The organism is Candidatus Vondammii sp. HM_W22 (genome assembly GCF_022530855.2).
Taxonomy (GTDB): domain Bacteria; phylum Pseudomonadota; class Gammaproteobacteria; order Chromatiales; family Chromatiaceae; genus Vondammii.
This window is the reverse complement of sequence record NZ_CP099567.1, coordinates 967,465-982,098: the sequence shown is the minus strand read 5'-3', so window position 1 is coordinate 982,098 and position 14,634 is coordinate 967,465. Positions and strand designations below refer to the sequence as shown.

The 14,634-nt window shown below is 49.4% G+C and carries 13 protein-coding genes and 2 pseudogenes; 13 read left to right on the top strand and 2 right to left on the bottom strand.

Going from position 1 to position 14,634, the window contains the following annotated elements:
- The first annotated feature begins 740 nt into the window (after positions 1-740).
- Positions 741-929 carry a hypothetical protein gene (locus tag MN084_RS05520; protein ID WP_241086879.1) on the top strand — a complete coding sequence of 63 codons (189 nt, stop codon included), beginning with the start codon at positions 741-743 and terminating at the stop codon, positions 927-929.
- 76 nt (positions 930-1,005) lie between these two features.
- Here MN084_RS05520 and MN084_RS05515 read toward each other — a convergent pair.
- Together MN084_RS05515 and fumC are read right to left on the bottom strand one after the other, a co-directional pair.
- Positions 1,006-1,122 (bottom strand): annotated as a pseudogene (locus MN084_RS05515) (carbonic anhydrase); the annotation flags it as partial.
- An 82-nt stretch (positions 1,123-1,204) separates the two neighbouring features.
- Positions 1,205-2,590, bottom strand: coding sequence for a class II fumarate hydratase (gene fumC / locus MN084_RS05510; RefSeq protein WP_277400408.1), 1,386 nt, complete (start codon positions 2,588-2,590; stop codon positions 1,205-1,207).
- Between the two features lie 141 nt (positions 2,591-2,731).
- Here fumC and acnA point away from each other — a divergent pair, with 141 nt between their 5' ends.
- From acnA to MN084_RS05455, 12 genes and pseudogenes are all read left to right on the top strand, one after another.
- Positions 2,732-5,419 carry an aconitate hydratase AcnA gene (acnA, locus tag MN084_RS05505; RefSeq protein ID WP_241086880.1) on the top strand — a complete coding sequence of 896 codons (2,688 nt, stop codon included), beginning with the start codon at positions 2,732-2,734 and terminating at the stop codon, positions 5,417-5,419.
- Between the two features lie 154 nt (positions 5,420-5,573).
- Positions 5,574-6,314, top strand: coding sequence for an IS5 family transposase (locus tag MN084_RS05500; protein ID WP_241086881.1), 741 nt, complete (start codon positions 5,574-5,576; stop codon positions 6,312-6,314).
- Positions 6,315-6,488: 174 nt separating this feature from the next.
- Entirely contained in the window at positions 6,489-6,602 is a 114-nt protein-coding gene (locus tag MN084_RS05495; RefSeq protein WP_330178411.1) for a transposase, read from the top strand.
- 94 nt (positions 6,603-6,696) lie between these two features.
- Positions 6,697-6,954 (top strand): transposase, encoded by a 258-nt coding sequence (locus MN084_RS05490; protein ID WP_241086883.1) that lies wholly within the window; start codon positions 6,697-6,699, stop codon positions 6,952-6,954.
- 459 nt (positions 6,955-7,413) lie between these two features.
- Positions 7,414-7,569: a hypothetical protein gene (locus tag MN084_RS19315; RefSeq protein WP_445083944.1), complete on the top strand. Its 156-nt coding sequence runs from the start codon at positions 7,414-7,416 to the stop codon at positions 7,567-7,569.
- A 192-nt stretch (positions 7,570-7,761) separates the two neighbouring features.
- Positions 7,762-8,813, top strand: a protein-coding gene (locus tag MN084_RS05485; RefSeq protein ID WP_330178524.1) for an IS3 family transposase whose coding sequence is annotated in 2 segments (ribosomal slippage) — positions 7,762-7,984 and positions 7,984-8,813 — 1,053 coding nt in all. Because the reading frame shifts where the segments join, the coding sequence is not laid out codon by codon here.
- A 91-nt stretch (positions 8,814-8,904) separates the two neighbouring features.
- Positions 8,905-9,144, top strand: a complete 240-nt coding sequence (locus tag MN084_RS05480; RefSeq protein WP_241086884.1) for a hypothetical protein — start codon at positions 8,905-8,907, stop codon at positions 9,142-9,144.
- Positions 9,145-9,395: 251 nt separating this feature from the next.
- Positions 9,396-10,779: pseudogene (locus MN084_RS05475) on the top strand (IS4 family transposase).
- A gap of 308 nt (positions 10,780-11,087) precedes the next feature.
- Entirely contained in the window at positions 11,088-11,912 is an 825-nt protein-coding gene (locus MN084_RS05470; protein ID WP_241086885.1) for a hypothetical protein, read from the top strand.
- A 6-nt stretch (positions 11,913-11,918) separates the two neighbouring features.
- Positions 11,919-12,260 carry an SET domain-containing protein-lysine N-methyltransferase gene (locus MN084_RS05465; RefSeq protein WP_241086886.1) on the top strand — a complete coding sequence of 114 codons (342 nt, stop codon included), beginning with the start codon at positions 11,919-11,921 and terminating at the stop codon, positions 12,258-12,260.
- A 216-nt stretch (positions 12,261-12,476) separates the two neighbouring features.
- Positions 12,477-13,457 carry a malate dehydrogenase gene (locus MN084_RS05460; RefSeq protein ID WP_241086887.1) on the top strand — a complete coding sequence of 327 codons (981 nt, stop codon included), beginning with the start codon at positions 12,477-12,479 and terminating at the stop codon, positions 13,455-13,457.
- 107 nt (positions 13,458-13,564) lie between these two features.
- A complete protein-coding gene (locus tag MN084_RS05455; RefSeq protein WP_330178410.1) occupies positions 13,565-14,011 on the top strand; it encodes a hypothetical protein in 447 nt (148 codons plus the stop codon).
- Positions 14,012-14,634: the final 623 nt, after the last annotated feature.

Below are 14,634 nucleotides of genomic sequence, written 5' to 3'. Positions count from 1 at the left end.
GTGGTGACTTGCCTGCAACGCCGGCATTGTACCTTCTCGGTGTCGCCGCCGGCTCCGAAACCAAAGGCCCTGTCTATGATCCGGTAATCGTGCAACCCCAACCAACAGAAAAGGCGGCCCAACAACTTTGGCATAATCACGCAGAATCCTTAAATTTAAAGAGGGGATTAATGGTTCATATGACGGATATAAAGAGTTACTACACGAACAGTATCATAAGCACTATAACGTAATTTGGCAGGTAGGGTATCAAAGAGGCACTTCATATAGCATAGAGGTGGCAACGGCAGACAGGAACTGAGCCGATGTTTCCCTGACGATGAGCTACGAGGATTTCATCGTATCCGAATCAGCGCATGGGGAATGGATGAAGCCCGTGGAATATTCACGCCATGGAATTCGGCGGTCCGGAAGTGTTGGACCGCCGATTGATTTATCGTGGGTTATTACCGCCCGATCATTCCATAGCGAGGCCATCTGTAATTATGGTCATTATATTTGTTAGAGCTGTAATAACGGTGGCGGGTTGAGTGCCGGTAATGGTTGTTGTGTTTGAACTTCCAAATTCGGTTACTGACTTTATCCAGTTTCGCGGTAAGAATGCGCCGCTCATTTTTATTGAGTCGGCCATCTTCACGAAATTCACGCGTCAGCCGGCGAATTCCACGCCGTTGCTTCTTGAGTTTCTTTGCTTCTCCACGGGTTAATTGACCCGATGCGATGCCGTTTTGGATTCTTTCATGTTGACGCTCGAATCGGTCCAGCAGGCGGCTTTTGCCATGACCTGCATAGGTTGGTGCAGTGGCGATCAGGCAAATGGATATGGTTACCAGGATTTTAGCAATGATCTTTATAATGTGCTCTCCTCATTAGATGATCTCTATCAGGTTCAGTTACACAATAGATGGGTGATTCTGAATGAATCCTGAATAGGACCGGGCGATATGAAAATCAATATACGCTCTTCTGGGATTACCCCAATAAGAGCCATCCATATTGTTTAACTTACGAAGCGCCACCTGCGCTGGTAGCCTCTGGAACTTCGATCAACTTGCCTGTTTTACAGTCATAAATATAACCATAAATTTGTGTATCAGACGGTACCATCGAATTGGAACGGATGGCATCGTCACTTGCATGCCCACCGGCATTGCGGATTACATCGGCATCTACGTATCTGTGTTTAGAAAAACTCAGGCAGACACTAAACCATTTTTTCTGGTTGCACCCATTCGTCGAACTGCGCTTCGGTAACATGACCGAGCGTCAGTGCCGCCTCACGCAGAGAGATAGCATTCGCATGAGCGTGATTGGCAATTGCCGCTGCACGTTCGTAACCGATATGCGGGGTCAGCGCTGTCACTAACATTAACGAGTGGCTAAGCAGTTCGGCAATACGTGTGCGGTCAGGCTCGATGCCGCGCACGCAGTGCGCCTCGAAACTTGCCATCGCATCTGACAGCAGGCGCACGCTTTGTAAGAAGTTGTAAGCGATCAGTGGCTTGAAAACATTAAGTTCGAAATTCCCCGATGCACCGCCTATTGATAGCGCCACATCGTTACCCAACACTTGGCAACACACCATGGTGAGTGCCTCGCATTGTGTCGGGTTTATCTTGCCAGGCATGATTGAACTTCCTGGCTCATTTTCCGGCAGGTGAATCTCGCCGAACCCGCAGCGCGGCCCGGAGGCGAGCCAGCGGACGTCGTTTGCGATCTTCATCAGTGCCACTGCAAGTGTCTTGAGTGCCCCATGTGTATTTACCAGCGGGTCATGCGCTGCCTGTGCGGCAAAGCGGTTCATGGCACAGCGGAAGGAGAGCCCCATCTCCTGTGCAAGCCTGGCGGCGACGCGCTCACCGAACTGCGGATGAGTATTGAGGCCGGTGCCGACCGCAGTGCCGCCAACAGCCAGTTCATACAGAGGGCCGAGGCTTGAGACGATCGCCTGATCGGCGTGTTCAAGTTGTGCCACCCAGCCCGATATCTCCTGTCCCAACGTCAACGGTGTGGCATCCTGCAGATGGGTGCGGCCAATCTTGACGATGTCGGCGAACGCGGTTGATTTATCATTGAGCGTGACCTGCAGCTTGCGTAGCGCCGGCAGCAGGTTCTGGGTAAGGCTGAATACGGCCGCTACATGCATGGCGGTTGGAAAGATATCGTTGGATGACTGGCCGAGATTGACGTGGTCGTTTGGATGCACGCAGCGTGCAATACCACGTCCGCCACCCAAGAGTTCCGAAGCCCGGTTAGCCAGCACCTCGTTCATGTTCATGTTGGTTTGGGTACCCGAGCCGGTCTGCCATACCACGAGCGGAAACGCATCGGAGTGGGCGCCGGTCAGGACCTCATCAGCTGCCTGTGCAATGGCAGCAGCCACTGTTTCGTCAAGTTGGCCAAGCTCGCCATTGACCAACGAGCAGATACGCTTGACCCGCGCCAGCGCCATGAGCAGCACCCGGGGCATGCGTTCGGTGGAGATGTGGAAGTTAATGAGCGAGCGTTGGGTCTGCGCTCCCCATAGTGCCTCGGCGGGTACCTCAATATCACCGAAGGAATCTTGTTCTATTCTGCTGGTAATTGTCATGGTATTTCTCTCGCTGTATAGCTGAACTTCGATGTCATCCCGAAGTCTAGTTTTAGTGTAGTCTTTGTTCAGCGATGCGGGTTAGAGCGCATGCGAATAAAGTGATCAAGCACTCTCGTTACCACCACAAAAGGGTCCATTATGTCACTCAGTAAAGAAGATATGCTTCGGGATTTTGACTTCGCTTCCGGTCGAAGCAGCCGTCTGTACTCGCTACCTGCGCTGGAGGCCGCCGGCATCGGCAATGTATCGCGTCTGCCGGTGTCACTGCGCATTGTGCTCGAATCACTGTTGCGCAACCTCGATGGGAAGCGAACCACTGAAGATCACGTGCGTCAGCTGGCAAATTGGCAGCCCCAAGCGGTACGCACCGAGGAGATTCCCTTTGTGGTGGCGCGCATTGTATTACAGGACTTCACCGGCGTTCCTCTGCTCTGCGATCTTGCCGCAATGCGTGACGTTGCGGTGCGCTTTGGCAAGAACCCGCGCATTATAGAGCCGCTGGTGCCGGTCGATCTGGTGGTGGATCACTCGGTGCAGGTCGATCACTTCCGTGAGGCCAATGCCCTGGATCTGAACATGCGGTTGGAGTTTCGCCGTAATGCCGAACGCTACCGTTTTATCAAATGGGGTATGCAGGCCTTCGATACATTCCGTGTCGTACCACCCGGTATCGGCATTGTGCACCAGGTCAATCTGGAGTATCTCACCCAGGGTGTCTATCACCGTGACGGCGTCTACTTCCCGGATACTCTCGTCGGCACTGATTCGCACACCACAATGATCAATGCCTTGGGTGTTGTGGGTTGGGGCGTGGGTGGTATTGAGGCCGAGGCCGGTATGCTCGGTCAGCCGGTTTACATCCTTACGCCCGATGTGGTTGGTGTTCACCTCTCGGGCCGTTTGGGCGAAGGTGTGACGGCAACTGATCTGGTGCTGTTTGTCACCGAGGTACTGCGGGAAACTCAGGTGGTGGGTAAATTCGTTGAATTCTTCGGTGAGGGTGCAGCTTCACTGACACTGCCGGACCGGGCGACGATTGCCAATATGACACCCGAGTATGGCGCGACAATCGGCTTCTTCCCTCCTGATGAGGAGGCTGCTAACTATCTCTCTGCAACCGGTCGCAGCGATGAGGAGGTGGATGCTTTTTGCAGCTACTTCCAGGCGCAACAGCTTTTTGGCATGCCCATGGCTGGCGAGATTGATTACAGTCGTGTTCTGGAGTTGGATCTGGCCAGCGTTGTGCCCAGCGTGGCGGGTCCGAAGCGGCCCCAGGATCGGATCGTCATACCTGAACTGAAACACCGCTTTGCGGAGCTGCTGAGCAAACCGACGGGCGATGGTGGATTTGGCAAGGCAGACCAATCCCAGACGGCGCGTTATGCACTCACCAGCGGCGGAGATGTTCTGATTGCTGCGGTCACCTCCTGCACCAACACCTCAAACCCTGGTGTAATGCTGGCAGCTGGTCTGCTCGCACAGAAGGCAGTCGCTCGTGGCTTGCAGGTGTCGCCGCAGATAAAGACATCACTTGCGCCTGGATCACGCGTGGTGACCGAGTACCTCGGCCAGGCCGGTCTGCTTGATCCACTCGAACAGTTGGGCTTTCGGGTCGTGGCCTATGGTTGCACTACCTGCATTGGAAACGCCGGCCCGCTTGATCCGGAGATTGAGGGTGTCGTATCGGAGCAGGATCTGATCTGCGCCTCGGTCTTGTCCGGCAACCGCAACTTCGAGGCTCGCATTCACCCCGGCATCAAGGCGAACTTCCTGATGAGTCCGCCGTTGGTTGTAGCGTTTGCTCTGGCGGGCAGAATTGATATCGATCTCACCCGTGAACCTCTTGCTTTTGACAGCAACGGGGCACCTGTCTACCTGCGTGATATCTGGCCCAGCCAGAAGGAGATTGGGGCTGCTCTAAGAGAGGCGGCTGATCCGGAAGCCTATCGTCGCCTGTACAAGGCGTTTGCCCAGGACAATCCGCTTTGGGAAAATATTGCTGCCGTGACCGGTGAAATATATCTATGGGACTCCTCCAGCTATATCGCACGCCCCCCATTTTTCGATGATTTTGCACTGGATCCTCCAGCCCTTGTGAGTATTCATGGCGCGCGCGCGCTGGCTATCTTTGGTGATTCTGTGACTACCGATCACATCAGTCCCGCGGGTTCGATTAAGAGTGATTCATCGGCGGGCATTTGCCTGCGCGGGTTGGGTGTGACGCCGGATGATTTTAACAGTTATGGTTCGCGCCGGGGCAACCACGAAGTGATGATGCGCGGTACTTTCGCCAATGTGCGAATCCGCAACTTAATGCTGCCACCGGGGGAGGGTGGACTACCGGTTGAAGGTGGACTGACGCTGAGCCAACCCGATGGGATACAGCGCTTTATTTACGACGCTGCGATGGATTATCAGCGTGCTGGTACACCGACCATTATCTTTGCAGGAGCGGAGTACGGTACCGGATCAAGTCGGGACTGGGCGGCCAAGGGGACGCTTTTGCTCGGAGTTAAAGCCGTGGTGGCGAAAGGCTTCGAACGTATTCACCGGTCCAATCTAGTCGGTATGGGTGTACTGCCACTGCAGTTCAAAGGACCGGATAGCGCCGCATCGCTCGGTCTGCGAGGCGATGAAATATTCGATATTGTCGGCGTCGAAGATGGCGTCGTGCCAGGACAGGACGTCACGCTTCGCATCCAGCACGCCGATGGTCACACCAGCGAATGTAGTTTGTTGATGCGAATCGATACGCCAGTCGAGGTTGATTACTATTGCAACGGCGGCATTCTTCCTTACGTATTGCGTGGACTGTTTGCCAGCTGAAACCAACTGAGGCATCTCTGATTAATTAAAGCAATCGTATACCATTGACCTATAGATCACCCGCTCCAGGAAAACGACGAAACAATAAAGCTTAGAAGCCAGGGGTTTTGAAAAATACCGAAAAAAGACCGCTGAGGAACAGTTTCTGGATGAGATGGAACAAATCATCCCCTGGAAGGAGCTTGGCGAGGTCATAGCACCCTGTTACCCAAATCCGAAGGGCGCGGGTAGAAAGCCCATTGGTCTAAAGCGCATGCGGCGCATCCACTTCCTACAGCACTGGTTTGAGCTCTCTGATCCTGCAGCGGAAGAAGCTCTTCATGATTCACGTGCCATGGGTAAGTTCGTCAGTATTGATCTGGGTAATGAGCCCGTACCGGATGAAACAACCATCTGCAATTTTCGCCATCTGATGGAAAGGAATAATCTTGGGGATGAGCTGTTTCGCTTGGTCAATGTTTACCTAGCCGAGAATGGTATGAAGCTCAGCCGGGGAACCCTTGTTGATGCCACGATCATCAATGCGCCAAGTTCAACGAAGCGCAAAGAGAAAAGCCGTGATCCGGATATGCATCAAACCCGCAAAGGCAATCAATGGTACTTTGGCATGAAAGCCCATATTGTCGCGGGCAGCAAAACCAAACTGATCCACTCAATTGCTGTGACACCGGCCAATATTCATGAATCGCAGGTATTGGAATACCTGTTGCATGGAAACGAAACACGCGTATGGGGAGATTCTGCCTATGCAGGACAGAAAGATAAACTGACTGAGCATGCACCAAAGGCCAAAAGCTTTACCCGGAAGAAAGCCTGTCGTAATCGACAATTAAGAGAGTCTCTGAAAAATCTCGCAAATCAGCGATACATAGTAACCAACTTAACCAACCATTGATAAAAATTATGCAACCGAATTTTTGATCATCAAGACTGACTTGAGCGACTGGGAGACCCGCTGCCAAAACAGGAAAGGACCGTAGACTGGGAGGCTTTTCGGGTATTGTTGGGCTCAGTTTATAAAAACAGTGATCCCAGTAAAGGTGGGCGTCCGTCTTACGATGCGGTGCCGATGTTCAAGGTGTTGGTCCTACAGCATTTGTTCAATCTGAATGATGATCAAACAGAGTTCCAAATATGGGATCGCTACAGCTTTTGTCATTTTCTTGGACTGAGCCCGGCGTGAGCGCCTGAAAGAACGGGATCTTGTCGATAAATTCTTTTCAGAGCTGTTGATCTAGATTGATGCCGCAGGCTTCAGTGCTCGCAAGGGACAGATTGTGGATTCCGCTATCGTTCCAATACCCAGGCAACGCAATACGCGAGAGGAAAATAGGCAGATCAAAGCCGGGGGCAGCCTTGAAACATGGAGTGATAACAAACGCCGCCAGAAGGATATTGAAGCCCGTTGGACCATGAAGCATGGCAAAACCCACTGTGGGTACAAAAACCGCATCAGCGTAGACCGGAAGCACAAGGTCATTCGCAAGTATGCCGTAACATCAGCTGAAGTTCATGGTAGCCAGGTCTTCGAGTAACTGCTGGATGAGAACAACACCAATGGCAGTATCTGGGCCGATTCTGAGCCTCTCCAAGAAAAGTTGGCACCTTCATTACTAGACGAGGTGTCGGATGAGGAGGAATCATGCAGGATTGCTAAATAAAATACTAGAAGAGAAGGATTTTGATACGGACCTTGAGTTTGAGGAAAAGCTTAGTCAGTTACAGAAGGAAAATGAGCGTCTTCGCATAGAGAATGCGGTCTTAAAAAAGTTCAAGAGATATGGCGAAGTCAAAAAAATCCTTCAAAATAGTAGATGGACTACTAGGTCAGTTTTCCATTGCCAGCCTATGCCGTTATTTGGGGGTGAGCCGTGCTGGATACTACAAAATGGCGAAATGGGACCGTAAGTAATAGAGATATAGAAAACGCCTGCATACATAGGGAGATAAAAAAGATCCACCGTGAGGTTAAGGAAACCCATGGAAGTCCGGGAATGGTAGTAGCGTTGAACAATTGTGGCATCGGCTGCTGTGAGAATACAGTGGCGAGACTAATACGAGAAAATGGTATCAGAGCTAAAATGGACAGAAGGTATAAGCCAAGACAATGGAAGCCCGGTTTAGTGATCAAGAAAGCTATGATAGTCTGAGTTTGCCCCATGAAGTATGGGTTGCATATTTCACCTAATATAAAGATTGATGATGACTTTATGTACTTTCCAACCATCATGGATTTATTGACCTTTCCCCCAGAAATAGAGCCATGACAAGGATGAGATTTCCAATTAGTCTGTGTATTAGGAGATCTCAAGATGAAGAAGAAGCGTTACAGAGAAGAGTAAATTATTGGTGCCATCAAGCAGCATGAGTCAAGGGTAAAAGTTGATGACATTTGTCGTCAGTTCGGCATTTCAACCGGGTGCTTTTATAATTGGCGAAGCAAGTACGCCGGGATGGATGTCTCAGAAGCCAAACGGCTCAAAGAGCTTGAAAGCGAAAACAACAAGCTTAAGAAGTTACTTGCCGAGAAAATGCTTGAAGCTGAGGCGATGAAGGATGTGCTCTCAAAAAAGTGGTAAAGCCTGCTGATAGAAAACAAATCGTGAGCTACCTTAAGTCGCGGTTCAAATTAAGTGAGCGTAGAGCTTGCCAATTAGTAGGCTTAAGTAGAACCGCTTTTCGGTACGTTACTCAATGGGGAAAAGACGAGCCTCCACGCAAACGGTGGTTACTTGAGCTGGCAAAAAAGCATCCGAGTTATGGTTATTTGTTTTTACATGGCCTCCTGAGAGGAGAGGGGCTTGTGAAAAACAAGAAGCGGACCTACCGAGTCTATAACGAAGAAGGTCTTCAAGTGAGGACTAAAAAACGCAAGAAGATAATACGACCAAGAATGCCAACGATTATGCCCATTGGTAAAAATATACGCTGGTCAATGGATTTTGTCAGTGATCAGTTGGCTAATGGTCGCCGCTTTCGAGTATTTAATGTGATTGATGATTACTCAAGAGAAGTTATTGGCCAGCTCTCTGACTTCTCGATCAATGGTCACCAGGTCGCTCGTTTTTTAACTCAGCTAATTGAGCTAAGGAGCGCTCTGGATCAAATAATCTGCGACAATGGTACTGAGTTTACTAGCAAGGCGATGTTCTACTGGCAAAAAGAAAGTGGCGTTAAGCTAGGTTTTATTCAGCCAGGTAAGCCTACTCAGAATGAGTTTGTAGAAAGCTTAAACGGTAAATTCAGAAATGAATGCTTAAATCAGCATTGGTTCAGGTCCATTGATGACGCTAGACATGAAATTGATCAATGGCGAGAGCACTACAATCACGTGCGGCCTCATAGCGCATTAAAGTATTTGTCACCTGTGGCCTTTGTGAATAGGGCCGCTTAGAATGAATTATCTCATCCAAGTCTTGGTATTAAGATGGGGGAAAGGTCACAGTAGATTTTGAAAGACAGGCATTAGCAAGTGTTAACTTTTAATGGGAAAGATCAATTCCGATTACCGCAGTGCAGAGCGGGGATCTGCTTTACCAGATGCAAATTACCGCAGTCAGATTCATCGTAAGTCGACACGCAAACGCCCCCTGAATGAACGGGAGCAAGAGGCAGACCGAAAACGATCAAGAGTTCGGGCTCGAGTTGAGCATATGTTTGCCCAGCAGGCCAATCGATTGGTGCGTAGCATCGGGCAAGTCAGAGTCGGCAGAAGATGGGTATGACGAATTTGGTGTACAACATGCGTCGATTGGTGTGGCTGGCCGGATGAAGCAAGGTATGGATATGGATGTTGCCAGAAAAATGAGCGTGAAGATACCGAGCTCTCTAGGCTTGCTAGAGACTATTGGCCCTTGTCGGGAATGCTACTTACTGTAAGCAATAACCTGCTGATATAACGAATAAAAAAAGGCTGGTTCAGATGATAAGATGCTAATCACCAAACCAACAACCATCAATCAGGAAAGCAGCCTTAATGCATCCTGATCAACGCGCCTGCATACATCAACAAAAAGGTATCACAACCTACGCTACAGCCAGTGATTCCTATGCTTTCTTTAATCTGCTAACCGGCCCAGAGTTTCTCAATCAAGTCGAATCATTGCTACCGGAACATCGGGAAAGGCTGTTTCCGCCAACAGAGACGCTATCGATGTTTCTGGCTCAAGCAATGAGTGCTGATCGTTCTTGCCAGAACATAGTTGATGCTGCTGCAGTCAAACGATTGATGGGTGAGCTGCCAATCTGTAGTACGCATACGGGAGCATACTGTCGCGCACGGAAACGGCTGCCATTGGACATGGTCTCTACGCTAGCCCGTTACACGAGGCGTATGATGACTGAGCACACCCCCGGATTCCTGGCACTGGCGGGGACGACCGGTCAGACTGGTGGATGGCGCTATCGTTACGTTGCCCGATACAGAAGAGAACCAGACTGTCTATCCTCAACCCCGTAGCCAACAACCCGGATTGGGTTTCCCTCTTTGCCGGGTGGTTGGTATCGTCTGCCTCGCCAGCGGTGCTGTACTTGATGCAGCATTGGGACCTTGTCGCGGAAAAGGAAGCGATGAGCAGTCATTGCTTAGAACCATACTTGGTACCTTGGACGCTGGTGATCTCCTTCTGGTGGATGCTTTTTATGCCACCTATTTTCTGTTGTGTGCTCTTCAGGCCAAAGGAGTGGATGGCGTTTTCGAGCAATATGGTTCACGGCGGCGTAGCACGGATTTTCGCCAAGGAGAGCGTCTGGGCCCGCGAGATCATCTTATCGAAATAGACAAGCCAAAAGTCAAACCCGCCTGGATGAGTCAGGCAGAGTATGATCAAACCCCCGATAGATTGAAAGTGCGGGAGTTGCGTGCTGGCGGTAAGATCCTGGTGACAACACTACTTTGCTCAAAAAGTACGAGCAAAGCCGCCCTGAAGGCACTCTATCGGAACCGTTGGCAGGTAGAGTTAGATATACGCAACATCAAGACCACTCTGGGAATGGAAACATTAAGTTGTCGCACACCGGAAATGGCAAAAAAAGAGCTGTGGGTCTATCTTTTGGCTTACAACTTGATCCGTTTACTGATGGCTCAGGCGGCATTACTGGCTGACATCATTCCTCGACAACTTAGCTTCAAGCATACTTTGCAGCTATGGATTATGTGGCAAAAAAGCGGTCGTTACGACATCGATAAAATTGATGGCCTTTTTATCCTCATTGCACAGCAGCAGGTTGGAAAACAACCGGGACGTATGGAGCCGCGAGCTATAAAACGAAGACCCAGATAATTCCCGCTACTTACCAAACCAAGGGCTATTGCACGAGAGAATATTCGGAAAAATGGCCAACCCAAAAAACTTAAGTAAGTAGCATTCGCCCTTGTCGGGTTTTTAGAGGTTCCCTGAAGCTAATGTGGTTTTGGCGGCAGCAGGATACAATTTAGCCAAGTTGTTGGCTTGTTGTTTTATTGTGCTTGGATAATGTTAGCGGGGAATCGAATGATTATTCCAGTTAATGGGCGGAGAACCAGATCCTCAGCCTGATACTTCGGGGACGACTAAATAACGATTCGAAGTGAGTAACCATTATCGTTTACTTTCTACTCACAAAATTTTCACATCTATCGTTGGGGCGCTAAAGATTGAGGGTTGCTTTCAGAATTGAAGTAAGCACATTGGCGAGTGCTTTGCGTGGTCTGCCTGCACTGCTTGATTTGCTGGATCAGCAGTATAAGATCAAAGGTTGTTTTCTCTTTTCTCTTGGTGCTGATCACTCGAACCACCGTCTAAACGATATTATACCTTCTGGCCTGATTCAGCATCTGCCGGCACAGATTATTGGTGAGAAAGCCCGGGGCAATCTTCGTGCTGTGGCAGAGGCCGGTCATGAAGTGGGTATTACTGCTTTTTCCCCATTCAACTGGAAAGAAGAGGTTGCCTTCCGTGATGAAGCCTGGATAAAGGATGAAGTCTATAAGGCGGTAGACTCTTTTGAGGCAATATTTGAACAACTGCCTCGCTACTATGGAGCCAAGGGTTGGCAGGTTAACTCACACTTGATCAAACTTGAACAGGAACTTGGATTTGAGTTTTCCACGGATGTTCGCGGACGCACTATTTTTCTACCTGAATTGCAGGGAATCTACTCCAGTTGTCTTCAGATACCAACAACCTTACCGACTCTGGATGAATTGTTGAAAAAAGAGGATGTTCCCGATGAAAAAATACACGAATTTCTGTTTGCGGAATGTCAGCGGATACTACCTCACGGCGAAGTATTCAGTTTGAGTGCAGAGCGGGAAGGAACGGAGCTTCTTCCTGTTTTTGAAAACCTGATTGTGATGTGGAAGGGCATGCAGTGGGACTTCAAAACAATGCCGGGACTGCTTCAGGCTTCAGAGAATACACAGATTCAACGTCATCAGATCGGTTGGGGTGAAGTGGATGGCGCCGATTCTCATCTGGCATTTCAGGGTTTACCCATAACGAAAAAGAGGTAATTTTTAATGGCATTCCCAAGAAAAACTAAAAATAGTGAACTTAAAGATACCCTCTATTCCGGACCTTCAACTATTCATGGCACAGGTCTGTTTGCCAAGTGTCATATCAAAAAAGGTAAGTATATCGGTACCTATCATGGGCCGGATGCCAAGCGAAATGGCATTTATGTTCTCTGGGTTTATGATCAGGGAGAAGAAGATAAGGCTGTCGGGCGTAGTGGACGGAATCTATTACGCTATTTAAATCATGAAAAATTCGGTAATGCAGAGTTTGATAGTTTTGATCTGTACGCACGGATCGGGATAAAAGCGGGCGAAGAGATCACGTTTAATTATGAATCTGAGTAGAGGCTCCGCGGCTCGTTTTGCCCCGTGAATAGCAAAATCCGTGTCCAGCAGCCATATTCAAGCCTGAGATCACTCCGATTCCCCATTTTAGCTGTCGGGTATTCCTTGAAGGTGATATGAAGCAGTAGAAAACTGAAAGTTATCCTGTCTAAAAGTCCCTAAACATCTATACTTGTCCAAGTATTCAATTACCTTATAACAGGATCAGGCTTAAAGATGAAATCCCCCGTAAAAGTTACTATCACCGGCGCCGCAGGACACATAGGCTATGCTTTAGCATTTCGGGTTGCCTCTGGAGAGATGTTCGGTCCGGATCAGCCTGTCATTCTCCGACTACTGGAAATTCCCCAAGCCATGTCATCCCTAAATGGTGTCGGCATGGAATTGGAGGATTGCGCTCTCCCATTGCTGCATGATGTTGTGCTTACCGATGATCCGGCTATCGGTTTTCGCGAGACCGACTATGCACTGCTTATTGGTTCCAAACCGCGCAGCAAAGGTATGGAGCGAAATGATCTGATAACCAAAAACGCCAAGATATTCTCGGCACAGGGTCGGGCGATAAACGATTTTTCCTCGAAGGATGTACGGGTGCTGGTAGTTGGCAACCCCGCGAATACCAATGCATTGATTGCAGCATCCAATGCACCCGATCTCAAGCCAAGCCAGTTTACTGCAATGACGCGCCTGGATCACAATCGCGCACTGGGCCAACTGGCTAATAAATGCAATTCGCTGGTGGCTGATATCAACCGGATGATCATCTGGGGCAACCACTCAATGACCCAATACCCAGATATCAGCAACTGCTTGGTCAATGGGACGCCTGCATTGGATCTCGTCAGCAGGGATTGGGCAATTGACCATCTTATTCCCAGAATTCAGCGCAGAGGTGCGGAGATCATTCAGGCACGAGGACTCTCTTCCGCTGCATCGGCTGCAGATGCGGTAGTCGATCACGTACACGACTGGGTGCAGGGGACTGCGGAGGGTAACTGGGTCAGCATGTCAGTTCCATCCGATGGAAGCTACAGCATAGAAGAGGGGATTGTTTTCTCCTTCCCTGTTACGTGCAAAAACGGTGAGTATGAAATTGTTCAGAGGCTGGAGCTGGATGAGCTTAGCCAGTCACGGCTAAAGACGTCTGAAAAAGAGCTCCGTGAAGAACGCGCGGTGATTGAGGATCTGCTTCCTTAAACCTTTTAGGGCATCTCCTGATTAATTAAAGAAATCGTATACCACTGATCTATAGGCCACCATTTCCAGGAAAACGATGATACAGCAAAGCTTGGAAGTCAGGGGTTTTGAAAAATACCGAAAAAAGACCCGCAAGGAGAGCATTTTCTGGACGAGATGGAGCAAATCATCCCCTGGAGGGAGCTTGGCGAGGTCAAGCACTCTATTACCCAAATCCGAAGGGCGCGGGTAGAAAGCCCATTGGTCCAGAGGGTGAGATCGAAGATAACCACATCCTGGAACAGCGAACCATGAGCGGCTGGCAGGACGCTGAGCTTAACGCCGAACTGACTGATGGCACCTGGAGTCTGGTAATGAAACGCAAGCTGCAGTCAGAAAAACTTGGCGACCTGAGCATGGCCAAAGATAAAATTTACAACCTTGGTTTCGCCATCTATGACTACAGTAACGCCCATTTCCACCATGATCCCTGGGCTACAAACTGGGCTTTCGCAACGGGAAAGAGGTCGAAATCGACGCCACTGCCCAGTAAGAGAAGCCCGGAAACGGGATAAACCATTCCAACAACATTAAAAGCGGGGCTCTGCCCCACTTTAGTTTTGTCTAGCCGGTTATAAAAATCCAAAGCAGAATACCAGCCACCATAAATAGCAGCGCCAATCCAAGAGTCCGCCCACCTGCTGCACTTTCATCCATAACACGTCCCTCTGGTTATCTTAATGCCAAAGCCCAACCAACAAAAGTGGCTGGATACAGGTCTGTATTTATTACCTACAGGAACGATATTCTCATTGAGAATTATCAATTTCAAGGATATAAACACCCTCAGCCATCCTATCTGCTCTTGGCCTATACTGCCCGGAAATGGCGCTCTTTAATTCTTGCAAAGAAACAGTGCAAGCCCTCAATCACACCCAGCTGCCTTTTCTGGATGTAGATTAATTACCTGACTCATTAGCGGACAGAAAAATGAAAATGATCAACTGGAAGAAGCCGTGGCTTTAGATATATCACCCATCGATTCATCCCCCTAAGTCCGAATACCTGTCAGAGCTGGAGTCTTGTTATGGATTCTACTACCCGGGCCTCGCGTCAAAGCTGAAGGGTGGAGAATAATACCGCCTAGTAAATCGAATATCTCTCTTATTCTCCCCTCTCTTTACGCGATCTCCCGACT

What these genes read in the sequence shown, in the direction of transcription:
- MN084_RS05520 (WP_241086879.1), top strand. Translation starts at nt 741, where the DNA reads ATGTTGACGCTCGAATCGGTCCAGCAGGCGGCTTTTGCCATGACCTGC.
- fumC (WP_277400408.1), bottom strand. Translation starts at nt 2,590, where the DNA reads ATGACAATTACCAGCAGAATAGAACAAGATTCCTTCGGTGATATTGAG.
- acnA (WP_241086880.1), top strand. Translation starts at nt 2,732, where the DNA reads ATGTCACTCAGTAAAGAAGATATGCTTCGGGATTTTGACTTCGCTTCC.
- MN084_RS05500 (WP_241086881.1), top strand. Translation starts at nt 5,574, where the DNA reads ATGGAACAAATCATCCCCTGGAAGGAGCTTGGCGAGGTCATAGCACCC.
- MN084_RS05495 (WP_330178411.1), top strand. Translation starts at nt 6,489, where the DNA reads ATGTTCAAGGTGTTGGTCCTACAGCATTTGTTCAATCTGAATGATGAT.
- MN084_RS19315 (WP_445083944.1), top strand. Translation starts at nt 7,414, where the DNA reads ATGGTAGTAGCGTTGAACAATTGTGGCATCGGCTGCTGTGAGAATACA.
- MN084_RS05480 (WP_241086884.1), top strand. Translation starts at nt 8,905, where the DNA reads ATGGGAAAGATCAATTCCGATTACCGCAGTGCAGAGCGGGGATCTGCT.
- MN084_RS05465 (WP_241086886.1), top strand. Translation starts at nt 11,919, where the DNA reads ATGGCATTCCCAAGAAAAACTAAAAATAGTGAACTTAAAGATACCCTC.
- MN084_RS05460 (WP_241086887.1), top strand. Translation starts at nt 12,477, where the DNA reads ATGAAATCCCCCGTAAAAGTTACTATCACCGGCGCCGCAGGACACATA.